Below are 23,761 nucleotides of genomic sequence, written 5' to 3'. Positions count from 1 at the left end.
GTAGCGTAGGAGGTTTAGAGGGAAATGGCGGTTGGCGCCAGAATTTTGCACCTTGCACAGCAACGCCCGTGGAATCCGCAGAGGGGCGGACTCCATGGGCGGGATCAGGTGTCAGGCGGCTTCTTTGGTGGAGGCGGTGGTCAAGATAGTCAGCAAGGTCTGCGCTTGCTCGGCGGCGTCCCGGCCAAGGCTGGTCAGGTAGCCTCCATCCGGTTGGTCGATAAGCCCTTTCGCATGGAGACGCTTGGCAGCGGCGATGGCAGTGGGGGCGGCGGTCTGATGGACTTTCAGACCTTCCTTGGTGCTGTCCAGGGGGAAGAGTACAAGGATTTCCAGTTCGGCAACCAACTCAGGGGTATACGACATAAGGACTCCAGACTTTCTAAAATTTATTAGAGGCTAGCAGGCCATAAGGTGAACGCACTTTGCCGAACTGTCCAGCGTGTTGCTGCGCGGCCGAGGCTTATTGTTTTTCCGGCGGCAACTCAGGCAATGCTCGCAGCGCTGTTTCATACCACTGGGTATCAAAAGCGCGGTCTTCGTCCAGCATCGCATCGATCTCGAAGGCCAGCACATGGGCCATGAGATTCAGAATATCTTCGCGCTCATAACCGACCAGCGTCAGTTTGTTGAACGTGGCCTTGGCCGCAGGCGGGTTGTCGCTTTCGATCTGGTTTTCAATCGCTTCGATCAGCGTGTTTTCGGTAAATTCTTCTTCGTCATTGTCGATATCGGTCGGCTCGCTCATGGCAGGCTCCTCAAGGAAAGGGCGCCAGTCTAACTCCATTCAGGCGGGTGATGCTGCTGGTCAGGCCGCGCCTCAGCGTCTATAACGCTTGCAGCCAACCCCACACCCGGCCTGGAGGCGTTCGCAATGCTCAAGCTCTACGGTTTTTCGGTCAGCAACTACTACAACATGGTCAAGCTGGCGCTGATGGAGAAAGGCTTGCCTTTCGAAGAGGTGCCTTTTTATGCAGGACAAACGCCTGAAGCCCTGGCGGTAAGCCCACGAGGCAAAGTGCCGGTGCTCGGCGTCAAGCAAGGCTTCATCAATGAAACCAGCGTGATCCTCGAGTACATCGAGCAGACTCAGGAAGGGCCCGCGCTGCTGCCGGCCGAGCCGTTCCAGCGCGCCCAGGTGCTGGCGTTGTGCAGGGAGATCGAGTTGTACATTGAATTGCCCGCACGGGCGTGCTTCGCCGAGGCGTTCTTTGGCATGCAGGTGCCGGAGGCGATCAAGGAGAAAGCCCGAGCTGAATTGTTGCTTGGAGTAGGAAGTTTAGGCCGGCACGGCAAGTTCGCGCCTTATGTTGCGGGGGAGCGCTTCACCATTGCCGATCTGTATTTCATGTACAGCTTGAATCTGGCCGTTGGTGTGGGCGAGAAACTGTTTGGGCTGGACTTGCTGGCTGAAATGCCGAAGGCGAAGGCGCTGCTGGAGCGTTTGAATGCGATGCCCAATGCGCAAAAGGTCGAGGCGGACCGGCAGGCAGCGATGCCTGGGTTTATGGCGATGATTGCGGCTAAAAAGTGATCAAGTGTGGGAGGGGACAAGCCCCCTCCCACATTTTATTCAGCGGCTGGCGAGCAGGGCCTGGCCGCGTACCACTGCTGCCTTCACCTGCGCCGGCGCGGTGCCGCCTACGTGATTACGGGCATTCACCGAGCCTTCCAGGGTCAGCACGGCGAACACGTCCTGCTCGATCTGGTCGCTGAACTGGCGCAATTCTTCCAGGCTCATTTCAGCCAGGTCCTTGCCGGTGTCCACGCCGTATTTCACGGCATGGCCCACGATTTCATGGCAGTCACGGAACGGCAGGCCACGCCGCACCAGGTAGTCGGCCAGGTCGGTCGCGGTGGAGAAACCCCGCAAGGCTGCTTCGCGCATGATGGCGTGCTTGGGCTTGATCGCCGGGATCATGTCGGCAAACGCACGCAGTGAGTCGCGCAGGGTGTCGGCGGCGTCGAACAGCGGCTCCTTGTCTTCCTGGTTGTCCTTGTTGTAAGCCAGCGGCTGGCCTTTCATCAGGGTCAGCAGGCCCATCAGTGCGCCGAATACGCGGCCGCTCTTGCCACGCACCAGCTCGGGCACGTCGGGGTTTTTCTTTTGCGGCATGATCGAACTGCCGGTGCAGAAACGGTCCGGCAGGTCGATGAACTGGAATTGCGCGCTGGTCCACAGCACCAGCTCTTCGGAGAAGCGCGACAGGTGCATCATCGCAATGCTCGCGGCGGCGCAGAATTCGATGGCGAAATCACGGTCCGACACACCGTCCAGGGAGTTGCCGCCGACGGCGTCGAAACCCAGCAGCTGCGCAGTGTATTCACGGTCGATCGGGTAGGTGGTGCCCGCCAGCGCGGCGCTGCCCAACGGCATGCGGTTGGTGCGCTTGCGGCAATCCACCAGGCGCTCGTAATCGCGGCTGAGCATTTCGAACCAGGCCAGCAGGTGGTGGCCGAAGGTCACGGGCTGAGCGGTCTGAAGGTGAGTGAAGCCGGGCATGATGGTGTCCGATTCACGCTCGGCCTGTTCCAGCAAACCTTTCTGCAAGCGGGTGATTTCAGCCAGGATCAAATCGATTTCATCGCGCAGCCACAGGCGGATATCGGTGGCCACCTGGTCGTTACGGCTGCGACCGGTGTGCAGCTTTTTGCCGGTCACACCGATGCGATCGGTGAGGCGAGCCTCGATGTTCATGTGCACGTCTTCCAGGTCGACGCGCCAGTCGAACGTACCGGCTTCGATCTCGCCACGGATGGTGGTCAGGCCATCGATGATGCTGTCGCGTTCGGCATCGGTCAGTACGCCGACCTTGGCCAGCATCGTGGCATGGGCGATGGAGCCCATGATGTCGTGGCGGTACAGGCGCTGGTCGAAGGTGACGGAGGCGGTGAAGCGCGCGACGAAGGCGTCGACGGGTTCACTGAAGCGGCCGCCCCAGGACTGGTTGGTCTTGTCGGTGCTCATGGATTCGCTCGTGATCTGCTTAAAAGAGGCGTGGAGGTGTGCCGCCGATAATAACAGGGTTGTCCGCAGACGCGGTGCTGTGGGCGGACGGCAATTTTATTTGTGCAAAGGATGGCTAAGTGCCTTGCCGCCGACCGCGTCCGGGACGAGACTGGGAGCAGGTTCTTATTGAAACGATATTTGACGATTGAGCAATATCGTCTCAGCGAGCGTCTACAGTTGGACTGAGAGTGTGTGAATGCACCAAAGTCGGGTCATGCGGTCAGAGCCCAGACTATCCATTAAAAAAGGGGGGTATTCGGATTGTGTATCAGCAAACCCTACGACGCTGCGCGAATGCAGCGGGTCTTGGGCGCTATTGAACAGGTCCGGGTAAATTTGGGTGCCGCTCCCAGGGCACTTTTTGCCGCTCGCGCTAGTCTTAGCGTGGATCGCTGTGACGCAAGTCACCGCACCTGTCTACGCTATCCTTGTGCGAGACTCACGCAGGAATCCAGCGCTATATGAATGTCCTGATCGTTGATGACGAACCCCAAGCCCGCGAGCGACTGAGCCGTCTGGTCAGTGAACTCGAGGGTTATACAGTCCTTGAGCCGAGCGCCACCAGCGGCGAGGAGGCGTTGACGTTGATCGACAGCCTCAAGCCGGATGTGGTGTTGCTCGATATCCGTATGCCGGGCCTCGATGGTCTGCAAGTTGCCGCCCGCCTGAGCGAACGCGAGTCGCCCCCTGCCGTGGTGTTATGCGCGGCCGAGGAAGAGTTTTCTGCACAGACGCTGGAAGACAGCGGTGTCAGTTTTCTCGTCAAGCCGGTGACTGGCGAAGCATTGCTCAAGGCCCTGAAGAAAGCCGAGCGCCCCAGCCGTGTTCAGCTCGCAGCCCTGACTCAGCCTGCCGCCCAGAGTGGTAACGGCCCCCGCAGCCATATCAGTGCACGCACCCGCAAGGGCATCGAGCTGATTCCCCTCGGTCAGGTGATTTATTTTATCGCCGACCATAAATACGTGACCTTGCGCCACGAAGCCGGCGAAGTGTTGCTCGATGAGCCGCTCAAAGCCCTGGAAGATGAATTCGGCGACCGCTTCGTGCGTATCCATCGCAATGCGCTGGTGGCCCGTGAGCGTATCGAACGCTTGCAACGCACGCCCCTGGGGCACTTTCAGCTGTTCCTCAAGGGGCTCAATGGCGATGCCTTGATCGTCAGTCGGCGCCATGTCGCCGGCGTGCGCAAGATGATGCAGCAGCTTTAACCCAGAGGCCCTGGCGAGCTGCGCAGTCCTTATCCCGGTGCGACGCGGCCAGGGAGGCCCCGCACTTGCTGATTCAAATCAAAGCGTATTTGCCTGAGCTGTTATTATCTGCCGTATCTATTCAGTACGGATTGATCCATGTCTTCTCGCGAAATCCGCATCGCCACCCGTAAAAGTGCCCTGGCCTTATGGCAGGCCGAATACGTCAAAGCACGCCTTGAGCAGGCCCACCCTGGCCTCAGGGTGACCCTGGTACCCATGGTCAGTCGCGGCGATAAATTGCTGGACTCGCCACTGTCGAAAATTGGCGGCAAGGGCTTGTTCGTCAAGGAGCTGGAAACCGCGCTGCTGGAGAACGAAGCCGACATCGCCGTGCATTCGATGAAAGACGTGCCCATGGACTTCCCTGAAGGCCTGGGCCTTTTTTGCATCTGTGAGCGCGAAGACCCCCGCGACGCCTTTGTTTCCAACACCTATGCCTCCCTGGATGACTTGCCCCTGGGCAGCATCGTGGGCACCTCCAGCCTGCGTCGCCAGGCCCAGTTGCTGACCCGTCGCCCCGACCTGCAGATCCGCTTTCTGCGCGGCAACGTCAACACGCGCCTGGCCAAGTTGGATGCAGGTGAGTATGACGCGATCATCCTTGCCGCTGCCGGGCTGATCCGCCTGGGCTTCGAAGACCGTATCACCAACGCAATCAGCGTCGAGGACAGCTTGCCCGCTGGAGGGCAGGGTGCAGTCGGCGTTGAATGTCGCACCGCCGACAGCGAAATTCATGCCCTGCTCAAACCGCTGGATCATGCGGACACCGAGGTTCGCGTCACAGCCGAGCGTGCCTTGAACAAGCACCTCAACGGTGGCTGCCAGGTACCGATCGCCTGCTATGCCGTGCTCGAAGGTGAGAACCTGTGGTTGCGTGGCCTGGTCGGAGACCCGGATGGCGGCACGCTGCTGACTGCGCAAGTGCGCGGCCCACAACGTGATGCCACGGCCCTGGGCATCCAGGTCGCCGAGGAATTGCTGAGCAAGGGCGCTGGCGCCATTCTGCAAAAAGTCTACGGCGAGGCCGGCCCGCAGTGACCCAGTGGCGATTGCTGCTCACACGGCCTGCCGAGGAATCGGCAGCCTTGGCGGCGACATTGGCCGATGCGGGTGTTTTCAGCAGCAAGTTACCCTTGCTGGAGATCGAAGCCTTGCCGGTCACGCCTGAACAACGGGCAGTCTTCGGGACGCTGCAGCGTTACTGCGCAGTGATCGTGGTGAGCAAGCCGGCGGCGCGTCTTGCCCTGCAACAATTGAGCGCGCCCTGGCCGCGACTGCCGTGGTTCAGTGTCGGTGCCGCAACTGCACAGATACTGGCCGAGCAGGGTCTGGACGTGCACTATCCGCCAACGGGTGACGACAGCGAGGCCTTGCTTCAATTGCCGGCGTTGCGCGAGGCTATCGCACTCCCTGGTGCCAGGGTGTTGATCCTGCGCGGCGAGGGCGGTCGGGAGCTGCTCGCGGAGCGTTTACGCGAGCGAGGTGTTAGTGTCGACTATCTGGAATTGTATCGCCGTTTGCTTCCGGCCTACGACCCAGGCGCACTGACGCAGCGCATCCAGTTGGAACGCTTGAACGGCGTGGTGGTCAGCAGTGGGCAAGGTTTTTTACACTTGCAGGCCTTGGCCGGCTCCGATTGGCCTGAGGTGGCGCAGCTGCCGTTGTTCGTGCCCAGCCCGCGCGTCTACGAGATGGCGCGGGCCGCTGGCGCAGAAAAAGTTGTGGATTGTCGCGGCGCGAGTGCTGCGGCTTTGTTAGTGGCGTTAGGGAGTCATCCCGTTCCCACTCTCTGATACGCAAAGGACGGATACGTGAGCGAAACAGCCTTGCCTAAAGATGAAGCTCAGCCCGCGCTCGATGCGCCGGTCGGAACGCCGGTCGCCGCGCCACGCCGTGGCAATGGCCTGGCAGTCGTCGCTTTGCTGCTTGGCGCTGCGGGCGTTGCCGCCGGCGGCTGGGGAATCTGGCAGGTCCGTGCCCTGCAAGCCAGCAGCCAGCAGCAACTGAGTCAGGTACAGACCCTGGATGACCAATCCCAGAGCCTCAAGCAGAGCCAGCAACAGTTGGCCGCCCGCCTGGCGCAATTGCCCGGCGCCGATGAGCTGGAAGAGCGCCGACGCCTGGTCGCCCAGTTGCAGGGTGACCAGCAACGCCTGAACCAGCGCCTGGAAACCGTACTGGGTGCCAGCCGCAAGGATTGGCGCCTGGCCGAGGCCGAGCATCTGATTCGTCTGGCCAGCTTGCGTCTGTCGGCCTTGCAGGACATCAACAGCGCTCAGTCGCTGGTCCAGGGTGCCGACGAGATTCTGCGTGAGCAGAGCGACACCGGCGCGTTCGCCGCGCGCGAGCAACTGGCCAAGAGCCTGGCGGCGCTGCGCAGCACCGAACAGCCGGACCGCACCGGGTTGTACCTGCAGTTGGCCGCGTTGCGCGACCAGGTGGTGCAACTGGCGGCGATCGCCCCGGAATATCAACTCACGGAGCCCGCTTCCCAGGGTCGCCCGACCAGCGATACGGGCAATCAGTTGAGCCAATGGTGGGAGCAGGTATCCCGTTATTTCCGTATCGACTTCAATCCCGATGACAACATTCGTCCGCTGCTGGCGGGCCAAGGGTTGAATCAGGTGCGCCTGGCCCTGAGCCTGGCGCTGGAGCAAGCGCAGTGGGCAGCACTCAACGGCGAATCGGCGGTGTATAGCCGCTCGCTGGGTGAAGCGCGCAGCGTACTGCAGGATAACTTCAACCAGGACAACCCGCAGAGCAAGGCGATGCTGGCGCGTATCGCCGAGCTCGAGCCCAAGGCCGTGTCGGTGGTGACGCCTGACCTGGCCGCGAGCCTCGCGGCTGTGCAGGCGTACCTTGAGCGTCGTCATCTGTCTGCCGACGAAGCCAAGGCTTCGGCTGCCAAGCCTGCGACCCAGGAGTAGAACCGATGAAGCGTTTCTATGTGATCCTGGTGTTGGCAATTGCGATCGCCCTGGCGTTGGCCGTGGGTATTTCGAAACACACCGGCTACGTGCTGATTACCTATCCTCATGTGCTGCATTACGAATCGAGCCTGTGGGCCACCTTGGTGGCGGTGTTTGCCATAGGCCTGGCGATCTATCTGATTCGCGTCCTGCTGAGCCTGGTTACTGCCTCGGGTGGCGTGGTCAACCCCTGGTCGCGGCGCAATCGCAGCCGCCGTGTGCAGATTGCAATCGAGCAAGGCCAGATGGACCTGGCCGAAGGCCGCTGGGCCAGTGCCGAACGCCACCTGCACCGCGCTGCGGAAGCGGAGCGCCAACCGCTGCTGTACTACCTTGGTGCGGCGCGTGCGGCCAATGAGCTGGGACGTTATGCAGAGTCGGATGGTTTGCTGGAGCGTGCGCTGGCTCGCCAGCCCCAGGCGGAACTGGCCGTTGCCTTGAGCCATGCGCAATTGCAGATGGACCGTGGTGATACTGACGGTGCCCTGGTCACCCTGCAGGCGATGCATGAGCGCCATCCTCACAATGCCCAGGTCCTGCGACAGCTGCAGCGGCTGCACCAGCAGCGCGGTGATTGGTCGGCGGTGATTCGCCTGTTGCCTGAACTGCGTAAGGACAAGGTGCTGCCGGCCACTGAACTGGCCGAACTGGAGCGCCGGGCCTGGGGAGAAAATCTCAGCCTGGCCGCGCACCGTGAGGAGCCGGGCGAGGCCGGCTTGCGCTCCCTTGACCGCGCTTGGGAGCAACTGACTTCAGCCCAGCGCCAGGAGCCGCAACTGGTGTTGGCGTATGCTGACCAACTGCGTCGACTGGGCGCGGACGCCAAGGCCGAGGAAGCACTGCGCGGTGCGCTCAAGCGCAGTTACGACAGCCATCTTATTCGGCTCTACGGCCTGCTGCGCGGCAGCGATCCGGCCCGTCAGTTGAAGTTTGCCGAAGGCTGGCTGAAGGATCATCCGGGCGATGCCAGTCTATTGCTGACGCTGGGCCGTCTGTGCCTGCAGAACAGCCTGTGGGGTAAGGCACGTGATTATCTGGAAAGCAGCCTGCAGGTTCAGCGCAATCCCGAAGCCTGTGCCGAATTGGCCCGCCTGCTGGCCCAATTGGGTGATACCGAACGCAGCAACCAGCTGTTCCAGGAAGGCTTGGGGTTACTCGACAATCGTCTGCTGGCCTCTCCGTTGCCAGCCCCCGCCCGAGCTTGAAGTAGGAAAGGAGCAATGGGTTGGCTCAGACGGATCCAGAAGCCAATCCCATAACCCTATGTAAACATTCGGCTTAAGTGGGCTCGTAACCAATTCTTACGTCTTGAAGGGCGATTTCCTCAGTGTGCTGGCGGGATCTCCCTGTGTTTTAGCGGAATTGTCTGCTCCAAGGCGTATTGAAAGGGGTCGGGCCTTTCCTCTACCGTAGCGACCTATCTCTTGCGGTGCGGATAAACAATGTCTTTGGCCCCCTTACGCTCCTTGTTTTTCCTGGCGTTCATGGCCGGTGCGCTGACGTTGGGCGTGTCTTTCTATCTGGAATATGGCGCACTGTTGCAGCCATGCTTTTTGTGCCAGGTGCAACGGTTGTTGCTCGCTGCCTTTGTACTGATCAACCTGATCGCGGCCCTTCATAACCCTGGCCGCTCCGGCGTGTATGTGTATGGGCTGGCGAGCATGGGGTGTGCGTTGTTTGGCGCCGTCACCGCCGGGCGCCAGGTGCTGCTGCAGAACACTGCGTCGGACCAAATGCCGAAGTGCTGGCCAACCCTTGATTACATGATTGAAAACCTGTCGTTTTGGCAGGCTGCTCGGTCAGTCTTCAAGGGCACTGTCGATTGCGTCGAAATCAATTGGACGCTATTTGACCTCAGCCTGCCGGAGTGGAGTCTGTTGTTTTTCGTGGCGATGCTGATTCTGGGTGCCACGCCGCTTTCTCGCTTGTTGCTCAGTCGGCGTTATCTAGCGTAAAGCGAGGAAAATACGGTTCATGTCGTAGGACGGGATTAAACGCTTGTATGAACTTTCTCTCCTGCGTACCTTGAAGCCATAGTGATGCGGGCATAATCTGGCCCGCACGCGTTATCGAAACCGCTTGTCAGACGTGGCCTTGTCCGGCTGCCGCTTTAACCTTGAAGTGTTGCACGGGCACACGGCAGCAGCGTCCCCATAGGGAAGAGAGATCATCATGCTGGAAAGTTGTCAGAATGCTCAGGAACGCTGGGGTGGGGTGCACAAGCTGATCGACAGCTGGTTGAAGGCACGCCACGAACTGGTTCGGGCCTTTGATGCGCTAGGTGCCAAGCCCGAGGCGCTGGCCGAGAATCGCGAGCCGCTGCAAGATTTCTGCGCAGTGCTGGTGGACTATGTGTCTGCAGGTCATTTCGGCGTCTACGAGCAACTCACCAAAGAGGCGGAAGCGTTCGACGACCAGCGTGGCCTGGAGTTGGCAGAGACCCTTTACCCGCGCATCGATGTCATCACTGAAAAGCTGCTGGCGTTCACTGACCTGTGCGATGCGGGGAAGTGTGTTGCTGAAAAATTCAAAGAGTTGGGCGCCCTGTTGCATGAGCGCTTCGAACTGGAAGATTGCCTGATTGAAGTGCTGCACAACGCTCACAAAGAAGAGCCGGCTACACCGGCATGAAGCGTTGAGATGCAATTAAAAACGGTGCGCATGTCGCACCGTTTTTTATGGGCTAGTGGCGAGTCCCGAGCAATTCGATTTCGAAGACCAGGGGGGTGTAGGGTGGGATCAATTCGCCTGCGCCGTCCGCGCCATAGGCTTGGGCCGAGGGAATAACCAGGCGCCATTTCGCGCCTACCGGCATCTGTTGCAATGCACTGCTCCAGCCACTGATCACGCTGTCCAGGCGAAACCATTGGGGTAGTGCGCTCTGATCGAACACGCTTCCATCGGGCAGTCGACCCACGTATTTCACCTGCACTTCATCAGTTGCCAACGGCTTGTTGCCGGTACCCGGCGTCAACTCGGTGACCAGGATGTCGTCCGCCAATTCGCGCACGCCCTTTGCAGCTTTTTCCTTCGATAAAAACTGCTGTTCGGCAGCGAGTGCTTTTTCGCTCTGCGGCACTTGGGCGTCAGTGGCGTTCTGTGCCTCATGCTGAGCAAGAATTTGTTCGATGCGGGTGTCATCCAGTGCCAATGGTTTGCCTTGATAGGCTTGTTTAAGACCGTCGACGAGGGCTTGGATCTGCAAGTCGGGCACCTCCTGGCGCAGACGCTCACCGAGGCTGGCGCCCAGGCTGTAGGCGAGGTCGTGCTGGTCTTGAGTAGCGGTTTTTGGCGGCGATTGCTCGCTCGCATCGGCGCTGAAAATCGCCAGGCCAAGTACTAGGAAAAGGTAACGCGACATGGGTGTTCTCCGCCGAAAGTGCGACGGATTATGCCAGCGTGAGTGGCTGAGCAGTGGGGTGGTTTTCTGTTATATCGATAAGAATTTTCGTACGTTGCAACGCAACGCAAACGATACTGTCAACATGGCCTAGCGGCGGTAAGAGCAGAGGGCTAGTATGAGCCGCACCCACGTCAGCCAGGAGGTAAACCATGTCGGCCAAACAGAAGCCTGTAAATACCCCGTTGCACTTACTCCAACAATTGTCGGGCAGCTTGCTCGAACATCTGGAAAGCGCTTGTTCCCAGGCCTTGGCCGATGCAGAAAAACTGCTCGCCAAACTGGAAAAACAACGCGGCAAAGCGCAAGAAAAGCTGCACAAATCCCGCACCAAATTGCAAGACGCCGCCACTGCCGGCAAAGCCAAGGCACAAGCCAAGGCCAAAGACGCTGTTAACGAACTTGAGGACCTGCTGGACGCCCTCAAGGACCGTCAAACCGAAACCCGCACCTACATTTCCCAGCTCAAAAAAGACGCTCAGGAAAGCCTGAAACTGGCCCGAGGCATTGGTCGTGTGAAAGAAGCCGTCACCAAGGCCCTTGGCGCGCGTACGCCGGCAAAAGCCGTCACCGCCAGCGCAGCCAAAAAGCCAGCGAGCAAAGCTGTTGCAGCGAAGGCGCCGGCTAAAATTGCCGCCAAGCCAGCGACTAAAACCACTGCTGCCAAACCAGCCGCCAAGCCAGTTGCCAAAACTGCTGCTGCCAAACCAGCCGCCAAGCCAGCTGCTAAAACTGCTGCTGCCAAACCAGCCGCTAAGCCAGTTGCCAAAACTGCTGCTGCCAAACCAGCCGTCAAGCCAGCTGCCAAAACTGCTGCTGCGAAACCAGCCGCCAAGCCAGCTGCCAAAACCGCTGCTGCGAAACCAGCCGCCAAGCCCGCTGTTAAAACTGCTGTTGCGAAACCAGCCGCCAAGCCAGCCGCTAAAACCGTTGCTGCGAAACCAGCCGCCAAGCCAGCTGCCAAAACTGCTGCTGCGAAACCAGCCGCCAAGCCAGCTGCCAAAACTGCTGCTGCCAAACCAGCCGCCAAGCCAGCTGCCAAAACCGCTGCTGCGAAACCAGCCGCCAAGCCAGCTGCTAAAACCGCTGCTACAAAACCAGCCGCCAAGCCAGCTGCTAAAACCACCGCTGCCAAGCCAGCTGCGGCAAAGCCAGCCCCTGCAAAGCCAGCAACTCCTGCAGCACCTGCCGCTACCCCGGCAACGTCCTCCGCTCCAACCGCATCGGCCAGCAGCAGCTCTGCACCGGTAGCGCCAAGCACCACCCCAACCAGCGCTTCCTAAGTGCGGGTGACCCCAACGCGCAGCTGCTGCAGCGCGTTGTGGTCAAGGTCGGCGGCTTCGCTTGCCAGGTCTTCAAGCCATTCGTATTGCCCTTTCCCCTCGTTGGTCGGCCATGTCTTCGCCAGCGCTTCCAGGCGTGTCAGTAATGCTCGCTCGGCCTCCAGTTCCAATGCTTTGACCTGACGCCGTAATTCAGCCAACTGCGCATCCTGCTGTGCCAGCGCCCGCCATTGCACGCGGACTTCGCGCAATGGTTCGACGACACGCGTGCGCCATGGCCGCGCAAGCTGCTGCAGCGCCACCACGCGTTCGGGCAACCGCGCCACACCCCGTTGCTCCAGCCACGCACCACACAGCAACAGGCACACATCCGCGCCTTGCGCCTGCAACCGCAGGCAAGCAGCCTCAACGCCGGGGCGGGCGTAAGTCGAGAGGGCAAAGCTCCACAGGTCAGCGCACATATTCACACCCAAGCCAGCGGCCAACGAAGCTGGTAGACTCCGCCGCCATTATGATCCGACTTCAAAGCCTAACATTACAGCGTGGCCCGCAGCGTCTTCTTGAAGATGCCGAGCTGACCCTGCACGCCGGTCACAAAGCCGGCCTGATCGGTGCCAATGGCGCCGGCAAATCCACGTTGTTCGCCCTGTTGCTGGGTGAGCTGACCCCGGATTCCGGGGACTGCCTGCTGCCGGCCGACTGGCGCATCGCACATATGCGCCAGGAGATCGACACCCTGGACCGCATCGCGATCGACTACGTGCTCGATGGCGACCTGCGCCTGCGCCAGGTGCAACACGACCTCGCCGCCGCAGAACAAGCCCAGGACGGCGCCGCCCAAGCCCGCCTGCATTCTGAGCTGGACAGCGCCGACGGCTACACCGCCGATGCCCGCGCCCGCAAGATGCTCGCAGGCCTTGGGTTTACCAACGAACAGATGGATCGCCCGGTCGCCGACTTCTCCGGCGGCTGGCGCATGCGCCTGAACCTGGCCCAGGCGCTGATGTGTCCTTCGGACCTGTTGCTGCTCGACGAGCCGACCAACCACTTGGACCTTGATGCGATCCTGTGGCTGGAAGACTTCCTCAAGAACTATCAGGGCACCCTGTTGCTGATTTCCCACGACCGGGATTTCCTCGACGCCGTGGTCGACAATATCGCCCATGTCGAACAGAAGAAAATCACGCTCTATCGGGGCGGCTACACCGCCTTCGAGCGCGCCCGTGCCGAACGCCTGGCCCAGCAGCAGCAGGCTTTCGAGAAGCAGCAGGCGCAGCGCGCGCACATGGAAAGCTATATCGCCCGGTTCAAGGCCCAGGCCACCAAGGCGCGGCAGGCCCAGAGCCGGATCAAGGCGCTGGAGCGCATGGAAGAGCTGTCGGCGGCCCATGTCGATTCGCCGTTCGACTTCGTGTTCCGTGAGTCGGTGAAAATCTCCAGCCCCTTGCTCGATCTGTCGGATGCGCGCCTGGGTTATGGCGACAAGACCATCCTCGAGAAGGTCAAGCTGCAGCTCACGCCTGGCGCGCGTATCGGTTTGCTGGGGCCTAACGGTGCGGGCAAGTCGACGCTGATCAAGAACCTGTCGGGCGAACTGGAGCCCTTGGCCGGCCGCCTGACCCGTGGCGAGAACACCGTGGTGGGCTACTTCGCCCAGCATCAACTGGACTCGCTGGATTCCAAGGCGAGCCCGCTGTTGCACCTGCAGCGCCTGGCGCCCACCGAGCGCGAACAGACCCTGCGTGATTTCCTCGGGGGTTTCGACTTCCGTGGCGCGCGTATCGATGAGCCGGTGCTGAATTTTTCCGGTGGCGAAAAGGCACGCCTGGCCCTGGCCCTGATCGCCTGGGACCGCCCGAACCTGCTGCTGCTCGATGAGCCGACCAACCACCTGGACCTGGAAATGCGCCTGGCGCTGACCATGGCCCTGCAGGAATTCAGTGGCGCGGTACTGGTGGTGTCTCACGATCGCCACCTGCTCAAGAGCACCACCGATAATTTCCTGCTGGTGGCTGACGGCAAGGTCGAAGAGTTCGACGGCGACCTGGACGACTATGCGCGCTGGCTGACCGACTACCGTCTGCGCAATGCGCCGGCCAGCAACACACCGGTCAACCCGGACAAGACCGACAAGAAAGCCCAGCGCCAGGCCGCCGCCGCACTGCGTCAGCAGTTGGCGCCACACAAGCGCGAAGCCGACAAGCTGGAGGTCGAGTTGGGCAAGGTGCACGAGCGCCTGGCCAAGATCGAAACCAGCCTGGGCGACAGCGCTGTGTACGAGGCTGCGCGCAAGGATGAACTGCGCGACCTGCTGGCCGAACAGGCCCGGCTCAAGGTGCGTGAAGGGCAGCTGGAGGAATCCTGGATGGAAGCCCTCGAAGTGCTTGAAACCCTGCAAGCGGAGCTGGAGGCGCTGTCCTGATGGAGGCGTTGCAACTACCTTTGCCGGCGCAATGGATCGAGCCTGTGTGGATCGGCGTGCAAATCCTGCTGATCCTGCTGGCGGGTTATCTTGCCCAGCGTTTTGTCGCCAAAGGCCTGACCCGCCTGGGTGAACGCTATCCGTTCCCGCCACAGTTGTTGATGCCGCTGCGCGGTGGCCTGCGCTGGCTGATCATGGGCAGCGCGCTGATCTTCGTGTTGGGCCGCCTGGGCGTATCCGCCACGGTGCTGTGGACGGCACTGTCAGGGTTTGTGGCGGTGGCGGCGGTGGCGTTCTTCGCCATGTGGTCGGTGCTGTCCAACTTGCTGTGCGCGATCTTGATCTTCACCGTGGGGCCGTTTCGCCTCGGCGACATCGTCGAGTTGGTGGACACCGTCGACAAACCCGGTGTGAAAGGGCGCGTCGTGGCGATCAATCTGCTCTATACCACGCTGGTCGAGGTGGCAGAGGCCGGTACGGACAGCGCGATGGTACAAGTGCCCAACAGCCTGTTCTTCCAGCGCTCGGTGCGGCGTTGGCCCGGTACCCATGTGTTTCCTGGCGACCGCTAGCATCACCTCCTGCAAAAATTGATAGCCAGCCTTTGGCCGGCAGCGTTAGCTTAAGGCACAACCGCAAACTCCTTCCTGAGGTGTGCAATGGCACTCGACACGTGGCTGGCCTTTTTCCTGGCCAGTTGGATCATCTCCCTTTCCCCCGGCGCGGGCGCCATCGCCTCGATGTCCAGCGGCCTGCAATACGGTTTCGTACGCGGTTACTGGAACGCCATTGGCCTGCAGTTGGGCCTGGCGATGCAGATTGCCGTGGTGGCGGGCGGCTTGGGTGCGATCCTGGCGACGTCCTCGACCGCGTTCTATGCGATCAAATGGTTTGGCGTGGCGTATCTGGTGTACCTGGCCATCAAGCAATGGCGCGCCTTGCCCATGGACATGACCGATGACGCCGCGGTGCGCCCGATCGGCAAGCCGATGGCGATGATGTTCCGTGGCTTTCTGGTCAACGCCAGCAACCCCAAGGCGTTGGTGTTCATGCTCGCGGTATTGCCGCAGTTCGTGAATCCACAGGTGCCGTTGGCGGTCCAGTACCTGATCATTGGTGCGACGATGATCAGCGTCGATATGATCGTGATGGCCGGTTATACGGGGTTAGCCTCGAAAGTCCTGCGCCTGTTGCGCTCGCCCAAGCAGCAGAAGCGCGTGAACCGCACATTCGCCGGGTTGTTCGTCGGCGCCGCCGGTTTCCTCGCCAGCCTGCATCGCGCCACGGCGTAATTGACGAAACCGGATCAAAATGTGGGGGCTTGCTCCCGATGGCGGGGTATCAGTCAGCTCATCGCTAGCTGAACCACCGCTATCGGGAACAAGCCCCCTCCCACATTGGTTTTGTGGCAATGCCAAATAACACCTTGAGTCAAATCCGTTAAAGCTGAACAATAGTGTTACTTCGTATTTCCACTTGAGATTCATTCATGACTGCCCCCTTCCGTTTTCTCGCCTGGCTGGTGCTGCCGGCGTTGATGTCGTGCAGCTTCAATCTGTTGGCCGCGACGGCCGAAGGCGCACCCCAGGCGCTGCATCTGCTTGACTACATTGGCGCTGACTATCCGCCCACGGTGGAGGCGGGCAAGGTGGTGGACGAATCGGAATTTCGCGAACAGGTGGAGTTCTTGGGCGTGTTGCAGGGCCTGGTTGCGCAACTGCCGGAAAAACCCGAACGCGTCGAGTTGATCAAGGGCGTCGATGAGTTGCTCGCGGCAGTTAGCGCCCATGCAGACGGCGCAACTGTCGCCCACCAGGCCCGTCAGTTAGGCGCCAGGCTGGCGGTGGCGTATGAAGTCAGCCAGGCGCCGGCGATCACTCCCGACCCTACGCGCGGTGCGCCGCTGTATGCCCAGCATTGTTCGGTGTGTCACGGCACGGCCGGCGCTGGCGATGGCCCGGCAGGCATGGGCATGACCCCGTCGCCCGCTAACCTGCGCGATGCCACGCGCCTGGATCGCCTGAGCCTCTACGCGATCTACAACACCCTGGGCCTGGGTGTCGAAGGCACTGACATGCCGTCCTTTGCCGACCAGTTGGATGACCGCCAGCGCTGGGACCTCGCCACCTACATCGCAGGTTTCACGGCTGTCCCGGCTGCGGTCAACAGCGAACACACCTTCAACCTGGCCGACCTGGCACGCCAGACGCCCAACGAAGTACTGGCCGCCGACGGCCCGGCAGTGGCAGCGACCTTCCGCGCCCAACGCGCACAGCCGCCGCAGGTCAAGCGTGGCCCGGCACAGTTGCTCGACTACACCGCCGCCACCCTGGACAAAAGCCTGGCCGCGTTCCGTAACGGCGACCACGAACAAGCCTATGACTTGTCGGTAGCCGCTTACCTGGAAGGCTTCGAGCTGGTGGAAAGCTCGCTGGATAACGTCGACGCCAACGTGCGCAAAGACACCGAGAAGGCGCTGATGGCCTACCGCCAGTCCTTGCAGGACGGGCTGCCGATCGAACAGGTGCAACAGCGCCTGGATGCAGCCAAGGGCAAGCTCAGCGAGTCCGCCGGCTTGCTCGGCGGCGATGGCTTGAGCTGGTCGTTGAGCTACATCTCCGGTTTGCTGATCCTGCTGCGCGAAGGCCTGGAAGCGATCCTGGTGCTGGCCGCGATCCTGGCCTTCCTGCGTAACACCGGCCAGCAATCGGCGGTGCGCAGCGTCAACGTCGGCTGGGGCCTGGCGCTGTTGGCCGGCTTGGCGACCTGGGCGCTGGCGGCGTATGTGATTGATGTCAGCGGCGCCCAGCGTGAATTACTGGAAGGCTGCACGGCGCTGTTCGCCAGCGTGATGGTGCTGTGGCTGGGCGTATGGATGCACGACCGGCGCCACGCGGCGGCGTGGCAGGACTACATCAAGAGCAGCCTGGTGGGCGGTGGTGGGCGTTTCGGCTTTGCGCTGCTGGCCTTCTTCTCGGTGTACCGCGAGCTGTTCGAAGTGATCCTGTTCTACGAAACCCTGTGGCTGCAAGCCGGCCCGGCCGGGCACAACGCGGTGCTGGCGGGTGGCGCCACCGCATTGGTGCTGCTGGTGGGCCTGGCCTGGATGATCCTGCGCGGTTCGGCGAAGCTGCCGTTGGCGCTGTTCTTCGGTATCAACGCCGCGCTGCTGTGCGCACTTTCGGTGGTGTTCGCCGGGCATGGCGTCAAAGCATTGCAGGAAGCGGGCGTCTTCGGCACGCGGCCGGTGGCGTTCTTTGACTTCGACTGGCTGGGCATCCACGCCGATGCGTATTCGTTGAGTGCGCAGGCCGTGGCGATCCTGGCGATTGTGGTGCTGTATGGCCGCAGTCGCCTGGCCGAGAAGCGGGTGGCGGCATAGTCATGCGGGTGTGGATCGATGCGGACGCCTGCCCGCGGGCGGCCAAGGATCAGGTGGTGAAGTTCGCCCTCAAGCGCCAGTTTGACGTGGTGCTGGTGGCCGGCCAGAGCCAGATCAAACCCAGCTTTGCCTGTGTGAAGCTGATCGTGGTGCCGAGCGGCCCTGACGCGGCCGATGACTACCTGGTGGAGCACGCCATGCCGGGCGAACTGGTGATCTGCAGCGATGTGCCCTTGGCGGACCGCCTGGTCAAGAAGGGTGTCACGGCCCTCGACCCGCGCGGCAAAGAGTTCAGCCCGGCGAACATGAGTGAGCGCCTGGCAGTGCGTAACCTGTTCACCGACTTGCGCGAGCAAGGCCAGATGGGCGGCGGGCCACCGCCGCACAGCGAGAAGGACAAACAGGCGTTCGCCAACGCGCTGGACCGCCTGCTCACCCGCTTGATGAAGCCTGTGTAGGAGCGAGCTTGCTCGCGAAGAACGGCAACGATAACGCGGGCACTCTGGATGAACGCGGCGCTCTCAGGTTCTTCGCGAGCAAGCTCGCTCCTACAGAAAGAGGGCGTTAGTCGTCTTCGTGGGTCAGTTCAAGCACCCGGTCCACGAGCTTGTTGATGCCCGACGCCACCTCGCTGATATTTTTGCCCAGCATATACGCCGGTGTACTCACCAACTTGCGCGCCTTGTCCTCGACAATATCTTCCACCGTGCATTCCTGGTGGGTGGCGCCCATTTTGTCCAAGGCCGCTGCGGTGTCGGTATCGTTGCCGATGGTGCAGATCACGCCCGGGCCGTAGATTTTTGCGGCCAGGGCCGGGGAAATGCAGATCAGCCCCACCGGCTTGCCCGCTTCGGCAAAGGCTTCCGCCAGCTCCAGCACCTGAGGATTGACGCTGCAGCCGGCGCCTTCCACTGCGAAATTCGACAGGTTCTTCGCTGCGCCAAACCCGCCCGGCACGATCAGCGCATCGAAGTCAGCCACGTTGGCCTCACGGATATCTTTCACCGCGCCTCGGGCGATGCGCGCTGACTCCACCAACACATTGCGCGATTCGGGCATTTCTTCGCCGGTAAGGTGGTTGATCACATGCAGTTGCGCAATATCTGGCGCAAAGCACTCAACCTGAGCGCCGCGCTGGTCCAGGCGCAGCAGGGTGATCACGCTTTCATGGATTTCTGCACCGTCGTACACGCCACAGCCGGAAAGGATCACTGCAATCTTTTTGCTCATGGGCATTTCTCCTGATTCATGGCGTTAAATGTCTACTAATTTGTAACCTGTTGCCAATGGGATCTCATGGGACTGCACTAATCTGATGTAACAAAAATAGACCGGACTAGCCCATGGACTTCGTGCCTTACGCGGTACCGTTTTTCATTGCCTTGATCGTGGTGGAGCTGCTGGCTGACCGCTGGTGCGGTGCGCGCAACTATCGAGTAGCCGACGCTATCAACAGCCTCAGCACCGGCGTGCTGTCTACCACCACTGGGTTACTGACCAAGGGCGTGGGTTTGCTCACCTATGCATTCGCCCTCAAGCACCTGGCGCTGATCGAATGGTCGGCCCAGAGCGTGTGGACCTGGGTGGCCGCCTTTGTGTTCTACGACTTCTGCTACTACTGGCTGCATCGCCTGGGCCATGAGCGCAATATCCTGTGGGCTGCGCACTCAGTGCACCACCAGAGCGAGGACTACAACCTCACCACCGCGTTGCGTCAGACCAGTACCGGCTTTTTGTTGAGCTGGATCTTCTACCTGCCCCTGGCCGTGCTCGGTGTGCCGTTGGTGGTGTTCGTCAGTGTGGCTTCGCTCAACCTGCTGTATCAATTCTGGGTGCATACACGTCACGTGCCCAAGCTCGGCTGGTTCGAGGTGTTCTTCGTTACACCGTCCAATCATCGTGCCCACCACGCGCAGAACGCCCTCTACATGGATCGCAACTATGGCGGGGTGTTCATTTTTTGGGACCGCTTGTTCGGCACGTTCCAGGAAGAAGACGACAACGAACCGGTGATTTTCGGCGTTACCACGCCCCTGGCCAGTTGGAATCCGCTGTGGGCGAACCTGCAGTTTTATGCGCAGTTGTGGAGCGATGCCCGTCGTACTGAGAACCGCTGGGACAAGCTGCGCATCTGGTTCATGCGCACCGGCTGGCGCCCCGCAGACGTGAAAGCCAGGTACCCGATGACCAAGCCGGACCTGGCCCAGTTCCGCAAATTCGAGGTGCCGCTGGATACGCGCCAGCAGATCTACGTTGCCCTGCAGTTTGCGGTCTATGTGGGGTTTGGCAGTTATTTGATGAATTTCGCAGAAGGCCTGCCCACGGCGGTGCTGGTGCTGGGCTGGGGCGCCATGGCCCTGGGGCTGTTCACGCTGGGGGTCGCACTGGAAAATCGCCCGTGGGCGCTGAAGGCAGAAGGGGTGCGCCTGGGGCTGAATCTGCCGTTGGTATGGCTGGCCCCGTGGGTCGGGCTGTGGCCGGCCAGCACTCTGGGCTGGCTGGCGCTGCTGAGCTACAGCCTGCTCAGCGTGATCGGCCTCTACTGCTGCAGAAGCCGGGTTACTCGCCTGGCGTCTTAGGGGGTTCGACCGGGGCAGGTTCGGCAGCGAGCCGGGCCTTGGCTTCGGCACACGCTTCGCGGGCGATGCGGGCATTCTTGACGCGGCGTCGCAGCCACAGGCCCAAGCCCAGCACCAGCAAGGCGCCCAGCACCCACAGCTCGTATTTCTTGACACTGCCGAGCATGCCTTCGAGTACCGCGCCGAAATGATAGGCCGCAGCCCCTAGCGCAGCCGCCCATATCGCCGCACCGATACCGTTGAGGATCAAATACCGCAGAGGTGGGTAGCCGGACAGGCCAATCGCCACTGGCATCACCGTGCGCAAACCGTAGACGAAGCGAAAGCTCAGCACCCAGATATCCGGATGCTTGCGGATATGTTCCAGCGCCTTGTCGCCCATCAATTGCCAGCGCGGTTTGCGCGCGAGCAATTTGCGGCCGTGCTTGCGCCCCATGTAGTACCACAGCTGGTCGCCGGCGTAGCTGCCGAAAAAGGCAACGACCACCACCAGGTTGATATCCATGTATCCACGGAACGCCAGGAAGCCTGCGAGCACGAGGATGGTCTCGCCTTCGAAGAACGTGCCGAGGAAGAGGGCAAAGTAGCCGAAGTCATGCAGAAATTGTTGAAGCATGGTCTAGGGTGCTGGCGAAATGAACGCGCAGCCTACGCCTTCACGAAGATTCATGAAAGTATCGAGATGTGTCACGAAGTGAACAATTCCTACGCAAATGCCGAATGCGACTTCAGGTCGCATCGATAAGCACAACTGTCATTCATTCGTCATAATGGCCGCTTATAACTGCACCGCCCGCCCGTAAACGCGGGCTCAGGAGTCTGTCGTGAGCTTTATCCCCGCCAACCGGCTATTTCCCGCTACACGTCTGCGTCGCAACCGCCGTGATGATTTTTCTCGCCGTCTGGTACGTGAAAATGTACTGACGACGAATGATCTGATCCTGCCGGTATTCGTGCTGGACGGTGAAAATCGCCGGGAAGCGGTGGCCTCGATGCCGGGGGTGGAGCGCTTGAGCATTGACCTGCTGCTCGAAGAAGCCGCTCATTGGGTGGAGCTGGGAATCCCGGCGCTGCCCAATTGCTTAGAGAGCAACCATAGCCCTCACAGGAACACTCGATGAATACCGAAGGACTTACAGAAGTTGCCGTAAAAGACGCTCATCCGGTGGTTGAACAAGTCACCGAGACCCCGCCGGAGCTTGAGCCTGCCCCGCCTGTGGTGGCCGCCGAAGCGCCGGCGCCGGCGCCAGTGGCCGTGGTTACCAACCTGGATGACAGCAGCCTGTACATCCACCGCGAGCTGTCCCAACTGCAATTCAACATTCGCGTGCTGGAACAGGCGCTGGATGAGTCCTATCCGTTGCTGGAGCGGCTCAAGTTCCTGTTGATCTTCTCGAGCAACTTGGACGAGTTCTTCGAGATCCGCGTCGCCGGCCTCAAGAAGCAGATCACCTTCGCCCGTGAGCAAGCCGGTGCCGACGGCCTGCAACCGCACCAGGCCCTGGCGCGCATCAGTGAGCTGGTGCACGGCCATGTGGACCGCCAATATGCGATCCTCAACGACATCCTGCTGCCGGAACTGGAAAAACATCAGGTCCGCTTCATCCGTCGCCGTCACTGGACCACCAAGATCAAGACCTGGGTGCGCCGTTACTTTCGTGACGAGATTTCACCGATCATCACCCCGATCGGCCTCGACCCCACGCACCCGTTCCCGTTGCTGGTGAACAAGAGCCTGAACTTCATCGTCGAGCTCGAAGGCATCGACGCCTTCGGCCGCGACTCGGGCCTTGCGATCATCCCGGCGCCGCGCCTGTTGCCACGAATCATCAAGGTACCCGAAGAAGTAGGGGGCGCTGGCGATAATTATGTATTCCTGTCGTCGATGATCCATGCGCACGCCGATGACCTGTTCCAGGGCATGAAGGTCAAGGGCTGCTACCAGTTCCGCCTGACCCGTAACGCCGACCTGGCGCTGGACTCCGAAGACGTCGAAGACTTGGCCCGTGCCCTGCGCGGTGAGCTGTTTTCGCGGCGCTACGGCGATGCGGTGCGCCTGGAAGTGGCGGATACCTGCCCGAAACACTTGTCGGATTACCTGCTCAAGCAGTTCAACCTGGCCGAATCCGAGTTGTACCAGGTCAATGGCCCGGTAAACCTGACGCGCCTGTTCAGCATCACCGGCCTGGACAGCCACCCGGAGCTGCAATACAAGCCGTTTACACCGCAAATCCCGAAACTGCTGCAAAACAGCGAGAACATCTTCAGTGTGGTGAGCAAGCAGGACATTCTGCTGTTGCACCCCTTCGAGTCGTTCACCCCGGTGGTCGACCTGTTGCGCCAGGCCGCCAAGGACCCGCACGTCCTGGCTGTGCGCCAGACGCTGTATCGCTCCGGCGCCAACTCGGAAATCGTCGATGCCCTGGTCGACGCTGCGCGTAACGGCAAGGAAGTCACGGCGGTCATTGAGCTGCGAGCGCGCTTCGATGAGGAATCCAATCTGCAACTGGCCAGCCGCCTGCAGGCAGCCGGTGCGGTAGTGATCTATGGCGTGGTCGGCTTCAAGACCCACGCCAAGATGATGTTGATCCTGCGCCGCGAAGCCGGTGAAATCGTGCGTTACGCCCATTTGGGCACCGGCAACTACCACGCCGGCAACGCGAAGCTCTATACCGACTACAGCCTGCTGACGTCCGACGACGCCCTGTGCGAAGACGTCGGCAAGTTGTTCAGCCAGCTCATCGGCATGGGCAAGACCTTGCGCATGAAGAAGCTGCTGCACGCGCCGTTCACCCTGAAGAAGGGCATGCTCGACATGATTGCCCGCGAGACCCAGTTCGCCCTCGAAGGCAAGCCGGCGCACATCATCGCCAAATTCAACTCGCTGACCGATCCGAAGATCATCCGCGCGCTGTACAAGGCCAGCCAGTCGGGCGTGCGCATCGACCTGGTGGTCCGTGGCATGTGCTGCCTGCGCCCGGGCATTGTCGGCGTCTCGCATAACATCCATGTGCGCTCGATCATCGGCCGCTTCCTGGAGCACACGCGGGTGTTCTATTTCCTCAACGGTGGCGAAGAGCAGATGTTCCTCTCCAGCGCCGACTGGATGGAGCGCAACCTCGACAAGCGCGTGGAGACCTGCTTCCCGGTGGAGGGCAAGAAGCTGGTCATGCGGGTCAAGAAGGAGCTGGAAAGCTACCTGACCGACAACACCCACAGCTGGAGCCTGCAGTCGGATGGGCGGTATGTGCGCAACACACCGACAGGCAACCAGAACCCGCGCAGTGCGCAGGCCACGTTGCTGGAGAAGCTGGGCAGCCCGATCCTGACGGTGAATTAAGCAAGGTTCGCTGCGATCCAATGTGGGAGGGGGCTTGCCCCCGATGGCGGTGTCTCAGTCAAAGTATCAAGTGACTGACACACCGCATCGGGAGCAAGCCTCTCCCACATTTGTTTTGCGGTGTTC

Annotated in this window: 23 protein-coding genes and 1 pseudogene; 17 read left to right on the top strand and 7 right to left on the bottom strand. The window is 61.0% G+C overall.

All coding sequences use genetic code 11. From position 1 onward, the window contains the following. Window positions 1-111: 111 nt before the first annotated feature. Together C4J92_RS25800 and C4J92_RS25795 are read right to left on the bottom strand one after the other, a co-directional pair. A complete protein-coding gene (locus C4J92_RS25800; protein ID WP_003195403.1) occupies window positions 112-366 on the bottom strand; it encodes a TIGR02647 family protein in 255 nt (84 codons plus the stop codon). 97 nt (window positions 367-463) lie between these two features. Next, complete coding sequence (locus tag C4J92_RS25795; RefSeq protein WP_124405636.1) at window positions 464-748, bottom strand: hypothetical protein; 285 nt, start codon at window positions 746-748, stop codon at window positions 464-466. 126 nt (window positions 749-874) lie between these two features. Here C4J92_RS25795 and C4J92_RS25790 point away from each other — a divergent pair, with 126 nt between their 5' ends. Then, entirely contained in the window at window positions 875-1,534 is a 660-nt protein-coding gene (locus C4J92_RS25790) for a glutathione S-transferase family protein (protein WP_124405635.1), read from the top strand. Window positions 1,535-1,573: 39 nt separating this feature from the next. On the opposite strand, the gene argH is transcribed toward C4J92_RS25790, so the two are convergent. Further along, window positions 1,574-2,968: an argininosuccinate lyase gene (argH, locus tag C4J92_RS25785; RefSeq protein WP_124364936.1), complete on the bottom strand. Its 1,395-nt coding sequence runs from the start codon at window positions 2,966-2,968 to the stop codon at window positions 1,574-1,576. A gap of 503 nt (window positions 2,969-3,471) precedes the next feature. Here argH and C4J92_RS25780 point away from each other — a divergent pair. The 7 genes from C4J92_RS25780 to rsd all read left to right on the top strand — a co-directional run bounded on the left by C4J92_RS25780 (window position 3,472) and on the right by rsd (window position 9,860). Continuing rightward, on the top strand, window positions 3,472-4,218 hold the full coding sequence (locus tag C4J92_RS25780) for a LytTR family DNA-binding domain-containing protein (protein WP_124405634.1): 747 nt from the start codon (window positions 3,472-3,474) through the stop codon (window positions 4,216-4,218). A gap of 138 nt (window positions 4,219-4,356) precedes the next feature. Continuing rightward, window positions 4,357-5,298 (top strand): hydroxymethylbilane synthase, encoded by a 942-nt coding sequence (gene hemC, locus C4J92_RS25775; protein ID WP_124405633.1) that lies wholly within the window; start codon window positions 4,357-4,359, stop codon window positions 5,296-5,298. After that, the gene (locus C4J92_RS27315) at window positions 5,295-6,053 is read left to right on the top strand and encodes a uroporphyrinogen-III synthase (protein ID WP_256657436.1); all 759 of its coding nucleotides are present in this window, start codon (window positions 5,295-5,297) and stop codon (window positions 6,051-6,053) included. Before hemC ends, C4J92_RS27315 begins: the two co-directional genes overlap by 4 nt. A gap of 18 nt (window positions 6,054-6,071) precedes the next feature. Further along, on the top strand, window positions 6,072-7,187 hold the full coding sequence (locus tag C4J92_RS27310) for a uroporphyrinogen-III C-methyltransferase (RefSeq protein ID WP_256657435.1): 1,116 nt from the start codon (window positions 6,072-6,074) through the stop codon (window positions 7,185-7,187). 5 nt (window positions 7,188-7,192) lie between these two features. Continuing rightward, window positions 7,193-8,434: a heme biosynthesis protein HemY gene (locus tag C4J92_RS25765; protein ID WP_124405632.1), complete on the top strand. Its 1,242-nt coding sequence runs from the start codon at window positions 7,193-7,195 to the stop codon at window positions 8,432-8,434. 237 nt (window positions 8,435-8,671) lie between these two features. Continuing rightward, window positions 8,672-9,184 (top strand): disulfide bond formation protein B, encoded by a 513-nt coding sequence (locus C4J92_RS25760; RefSeq protein ID WP_124364932.1) that lies wholly within the window; start codon window positions 8,672-8,674, stop codon window positions 9,182-9,184. Window positions 9,185-9,401: 217 nt separating this feature from the next. Beyond that, window positions 9,402-9,860, top strand: coding sequence for a sigma D regulator (rsd, locus tag C4J92_RS25755; RefSeq protein ID WP_124372254.1), 459 nt, complete (start codon window positions 9,402-9,404; stop codon window positions 9,858-9,860). 52 nt (window positions 9,861-9,912) lie between these two features. On the opposite strand, the gene C4J92_RS25750 is transcribed toward rsd, so the two are convergent. Further along, window positions 9,913-10,590 carry an FKBP-type peptidyl-prolyl cis-trans isomerase gene (locus C4J92_RS25750; protein ID WP_124405631.1) on the bottom strand — a complete coding sequence of 226 codons (678 nt, stop codon included), beginning with the start codon at window positions 10,588-10,590 and terminating at the stop codon, window positions 9,913-9,915. Window positions 10,591-10,781: 191 nt separating this feature from the next. Between C4J92_RS25750 and C4J92_RS25745 the strand changes: the two genes are divergently transcribed. Further along, the gene (locus C4J92_RS25745) at window positions 10,782-11,912 is read left to right on the top strand and encodes an AlgP family protein (RefSeq protein WP_124405630.1); all 1,131 of its coding nucleotides are present in this window, start codon (window positions 10,782-10,784) and stop codon (window positions 11,910-11,912) included. On the opposite strand, the gene C4J92_RS25740 is transcribed toward C4J92_RS25745, so the two are convergent. Next, window positions 11,909-12,373, bottom strand: coding sequence for a TIGR02444 family protein (locus C4J92_RS25740; RefSeq protein WP_177412760.1), 465 nt, complete (start codon window positions 12,371-12,373; stop codon window positions 11,909-11,911). The two genes, C4J92_RS25745 and C4J92_RS25740, sit on opposite strands and share 4 nt — an antisense overlap. Window positions 12,374-12,423: 50 nt before the next feature. On the opposite strand from C4J92_RS25740, the gene C4J92_RS25735 reads away from it, so the two are divergent. From C4J92_RS25735 to C4J92_RS25715, 5 genes are all read left to right on the top strand, one after another. Then, window positions 12,424-14,334 (top strand): ATP-binding cassette domain-containing protein, encoded by a 1,911-nt coding sequence (locus C4J92_RS25735; RefSeq protein WP_124368784.1) that lies wholly within the window; start codon window positions 12,424-12,426, stop codon window positions 14,332-14,334. After that, complete coding sequence (locus C4J92_RS25730) at window positions 14,334-14,906, top strand: mechanosensitive ion channel family protein (protein WP_015886482.1); 573 nt, start codon at window positions 14,334-14,336, stop codon at window positions 14,904-14,906. The genes C4J92_RS25735 and C4J92_RS25730 overlap by 1 nt, the downstream gene beginning before the upstream one ends. A gap of 87 nt (window positions 14,907-14,993) precedes the next feature. After that, window positions 14,994-15,626 (top strand): LysE family transporter, encoded by a 633-nt coding sequence (locus C4J92_RS25725; protein WP_124405629.1) that lies wholly within the window; start codon window positions 14,994-14,996, stop codon window positions 15,624-15,626. A gap of 197 nt (window positions 15,627-15,823) precedes the next feature. Continuing rightward, on the top strand, window positions 15,824-17,716 hold the full coding sequence (locus tag C4J92_RS25720; RefSeq protein ID WP_124405628.1) for an FTR1 family protein: 1,893 nt from the start codon (window positions 15,824-15,826) through the stop codon (window positions 17,714-17,716). Window positions 17,717-17,718: 2 nt separating this feature from the next. Further along, window positions 17,719-18,174, top strand: coding sequence for a YaiI/YqxD family protein (locus C4J92_RS25715; RefSeq protein WP_124364923.1), 456 nt, complete (start codon window positions 17,719-17,721; stop codon window positions 18,172-18,174). A gap of 106 nt (window positions 18,175-18,280) precedes the next feature. Here the strand turns inward: C4J92_RS25715 and elbB are convergent, their stop codons facing one another. Next, window positions 18,281-18,946 (bottom strand): isoprenoid biosynthesis glyoxalase ElbB, encoded by a 666-nt coding sequence (gene elbB / locus C4J92_RS25710; RefSeq protein ID WP_124364922.1) that lies wholly within the window; start codon window positions 18,944-18,946, stop codon window positions 18,281-18,283. A gap of 113 nt (window positions 18,947-19,059) precedes the next feature. On the opposite strand from elbB, the gene C4J92_RS25705 reads away from it, so the two are divergent. Next, complete coding sequence (locus C4J92_RS25705) at window positions 19,060-20,295, top strand: sterol desaturase family protein (protein WP_124405627.1); 1,236 nt, start codon at window positions 19,060-19,062, stop codon at window positions 20,293-20,295. On the opposite strand, the gene C4J92_RS25700 is transcribed toward C4J92_RS25705, so the two are convergent. Then, window positions 20,276-20,911 carry a DedA family protein gene (locus C4J92_RS25700; protein ID WP_124364920.1) on the bottom strand — a complete coding sequence of 212 codons (636 nt, stop codon included), beginning with the start codon at window positions 20,909-20,911 and terminating at the stop codon, window positions 20,276-20,278. The genes C4J92_RS25705 and C4J92_RS25700 overlap by 20 nt on opposite strands. Window positions 20,912-21,119: 208 nt before the next feature. Between C4J92_RS25700 and C4J92_RS25695 the strand changes: the two are divergent. Continuing rightward, window positions 21,120-21,368, top strand: a pseudogene (locus tag C4J92_RS25695) (porphobilinogen synthase); the annotation flags it as partial. Between the two features lie 44 nt (window positions 21,369-21,412). Beyond that, the gene (gene ppk1 / locus C4J92_RS25690) at window positions 21,413-23,635 is read left to right on the top strand and encodes a polyphosphate kinase 1 (protein ID WP_124405626.1); all 2,223 of its coding nucleotides are present in this window, start codon (window positions 21,413-21,415) and stop codon (window positions 23,633-23,635) included. Window positions 23,636-23,761: the final 126 nt, after the last annotated feature.

The organism is Pseudomonas sp. R3-18-08 (genome assembly GCF_003852065.1).
Classification (GTDB): domain Bacteria; phylum Pseudomonadota; class Gammaproteobacteria; order Pseudomonadales; family Pseudomonadaceae; genus Aquipseudomonas.
This window is presented reverse-complemented; position numbering and strand designations above follow the sequence as displayed.

What these genes read in the sequence shown, in the direction of transcription:
- C4J92_RS25800 (WP_003195403.1), bottom strand. Translation starts at nt 366, where the DNA reads ATGTCGTATACCCCTGAGTTGGTTGCCGAACTGGAAATCCTTGTACTC.
- C4J92_RS25795 (WP_124405636.1), bottom strand. Translation starts at nt 748, where the DNA reads ATGAGCGAGCCGACCGATATCGACAATGACGAAGAAGAATTTACCGAA.
- C4J92_RS25790 (WP_124405635.1), top strand. Translation starts at nt 875, where the DNA reads ATGCTCAAGCTCTACGGTTTTTCGGTCAGCAACTACTACAACATGGTC.
- argH (WP_124364936.1), bottom strand. Translation starts at nt 2,968, where the DNA reads ATGAGCACCGACAAGACCAACCAGTCCTGGGGCGGCCGCTTCAGTGAA.
- C4J92_RS25780 (WP_124405634.1), top strand. Translation starts at nt 3,472, where the DNA reads ATGAATGTCCTGATCGTTGATGACGAACCCCAAGCCCGCGAGCGACTG.
- hemC (WP_124405633.1), top strand. Translation starts at nt 4,357, where the DNA reads ATGTCTTCTCGCGAAATCCGCATCGCCACCCGTAAAAGTGCCCTGGCC.
- C4J92_RS25765 (WP_124405632.1), top strand. Translation starts at nt 7,193, where the DNA reads ATGAAGCGTTTCTATGTGATCCTGGTGTTGGCAATTGCGATCGCCCTG.
- C4J92_RS25760 (WP_124364932.1), top strand. Translation starts at nt 8,672, where the DNA reads ATGTCTTTGGCCCCCTTACGCTCCTTGTTTTTCCTGGCGTTCATGGCC.
- rsd (WP_124372254.1), top strand. Translation starts at nt 9,402, where the DNA reads ATGCTGGAAAGTTGTCAGAATGCTCAGGAACGCTGGGGTGGGGTGCAC.
- C4J92_RS25750 (WP_124405631.1), bottom strand. Translation starts at nt 10,590, where the DNA reads ATGTCGCGTTACCTTTTCCTAGTACTTGGCCTGGCGATTTTCAGCGCC.
- C4J92_RS25745 (WP_124405630.1), top strand. Translation starts at nt 10,782, where the DNA reads ATGTCGGCCAAACAGAAGCCTGTAAATACCCCGTTGCACTTACTCCAA.
- C4J92_RS25740 (WP_177412760.1), bottom strand. Translation starts at nt 12,373, where the DNA reads ATGTGCGCTGACCTGTGGAGCTTTGCCCTCTCGACTTACGCCCGCCCC.
- C4J92_RS25735 (WP_124368784.1), top strand. Translation starts at nt 12,424, where the DNA reads ATGATCCGACTTCAAAGCCTAACATTACAGCGTGGCCCGCAGCGTCTT.
- C4J92_RS25730 (WP_015886482.1), top strand. Translation starts at nt 14,334, where the DNA reads ATGGAGGCGTTGCAACTACCTTTGCCGGCGCAATGGATCGAGCCTGTG.
- C4J92_RS25725 (WP_124405629.1), top strand. Translation starts at nt 14,994, where the DNA reads ATGGCACTCGACACGTGGCTGGCCTTTTTCCTGGCCAGTTGGATCATC.
- C4J92_RS25720 (WP_124405628.1), top strand. Translation starts at nt 15,824, where the DNA reads ATGACTGCCCCCTTCCGTTTTCTCGCCTGGCTGGTGCTGCCGGCGTTG.
- C4J92_RS25715 (WP_124364923.1), top strand. Translation starts at nt 17,719, where the DNA reads ATGCGGGTGTGGATCGATGCGGACGCCTGCCCGCGGGCGGCCAAGGAT.
- elbB (WP_124364922.1), bottom strand. Translation starts at nt 18,946, where the DNA reads ATGAGCAAAAAGATTGCAGTGATCCTTTCCGGCTGTGGCGTGTACGAC.
- C4J92_RS25705 (WP_124405627.1), top strand. Translation starts at nt 19,060, where the DNA reads ATGGACTTCGTGCCTTACGCGGTACCGTTTTTCATTGCCTTGATCGTG.
- C4J92_RS25700 (WP_124364920.1), bottom strand. Translation starts at nt 20,911, where the DNA reads ATGCTTCAACAATTTCTGCATGACTTCGGCTACTTTGCCCTCTTCCTC.
- ppk1 (WP_124405626.1), top strand. Translation starts at nt 21,413, where the DNA reads ATGAATACCGAAGGACTTACAGAAGTTGCCGTAAAAGACGCTCATCCG.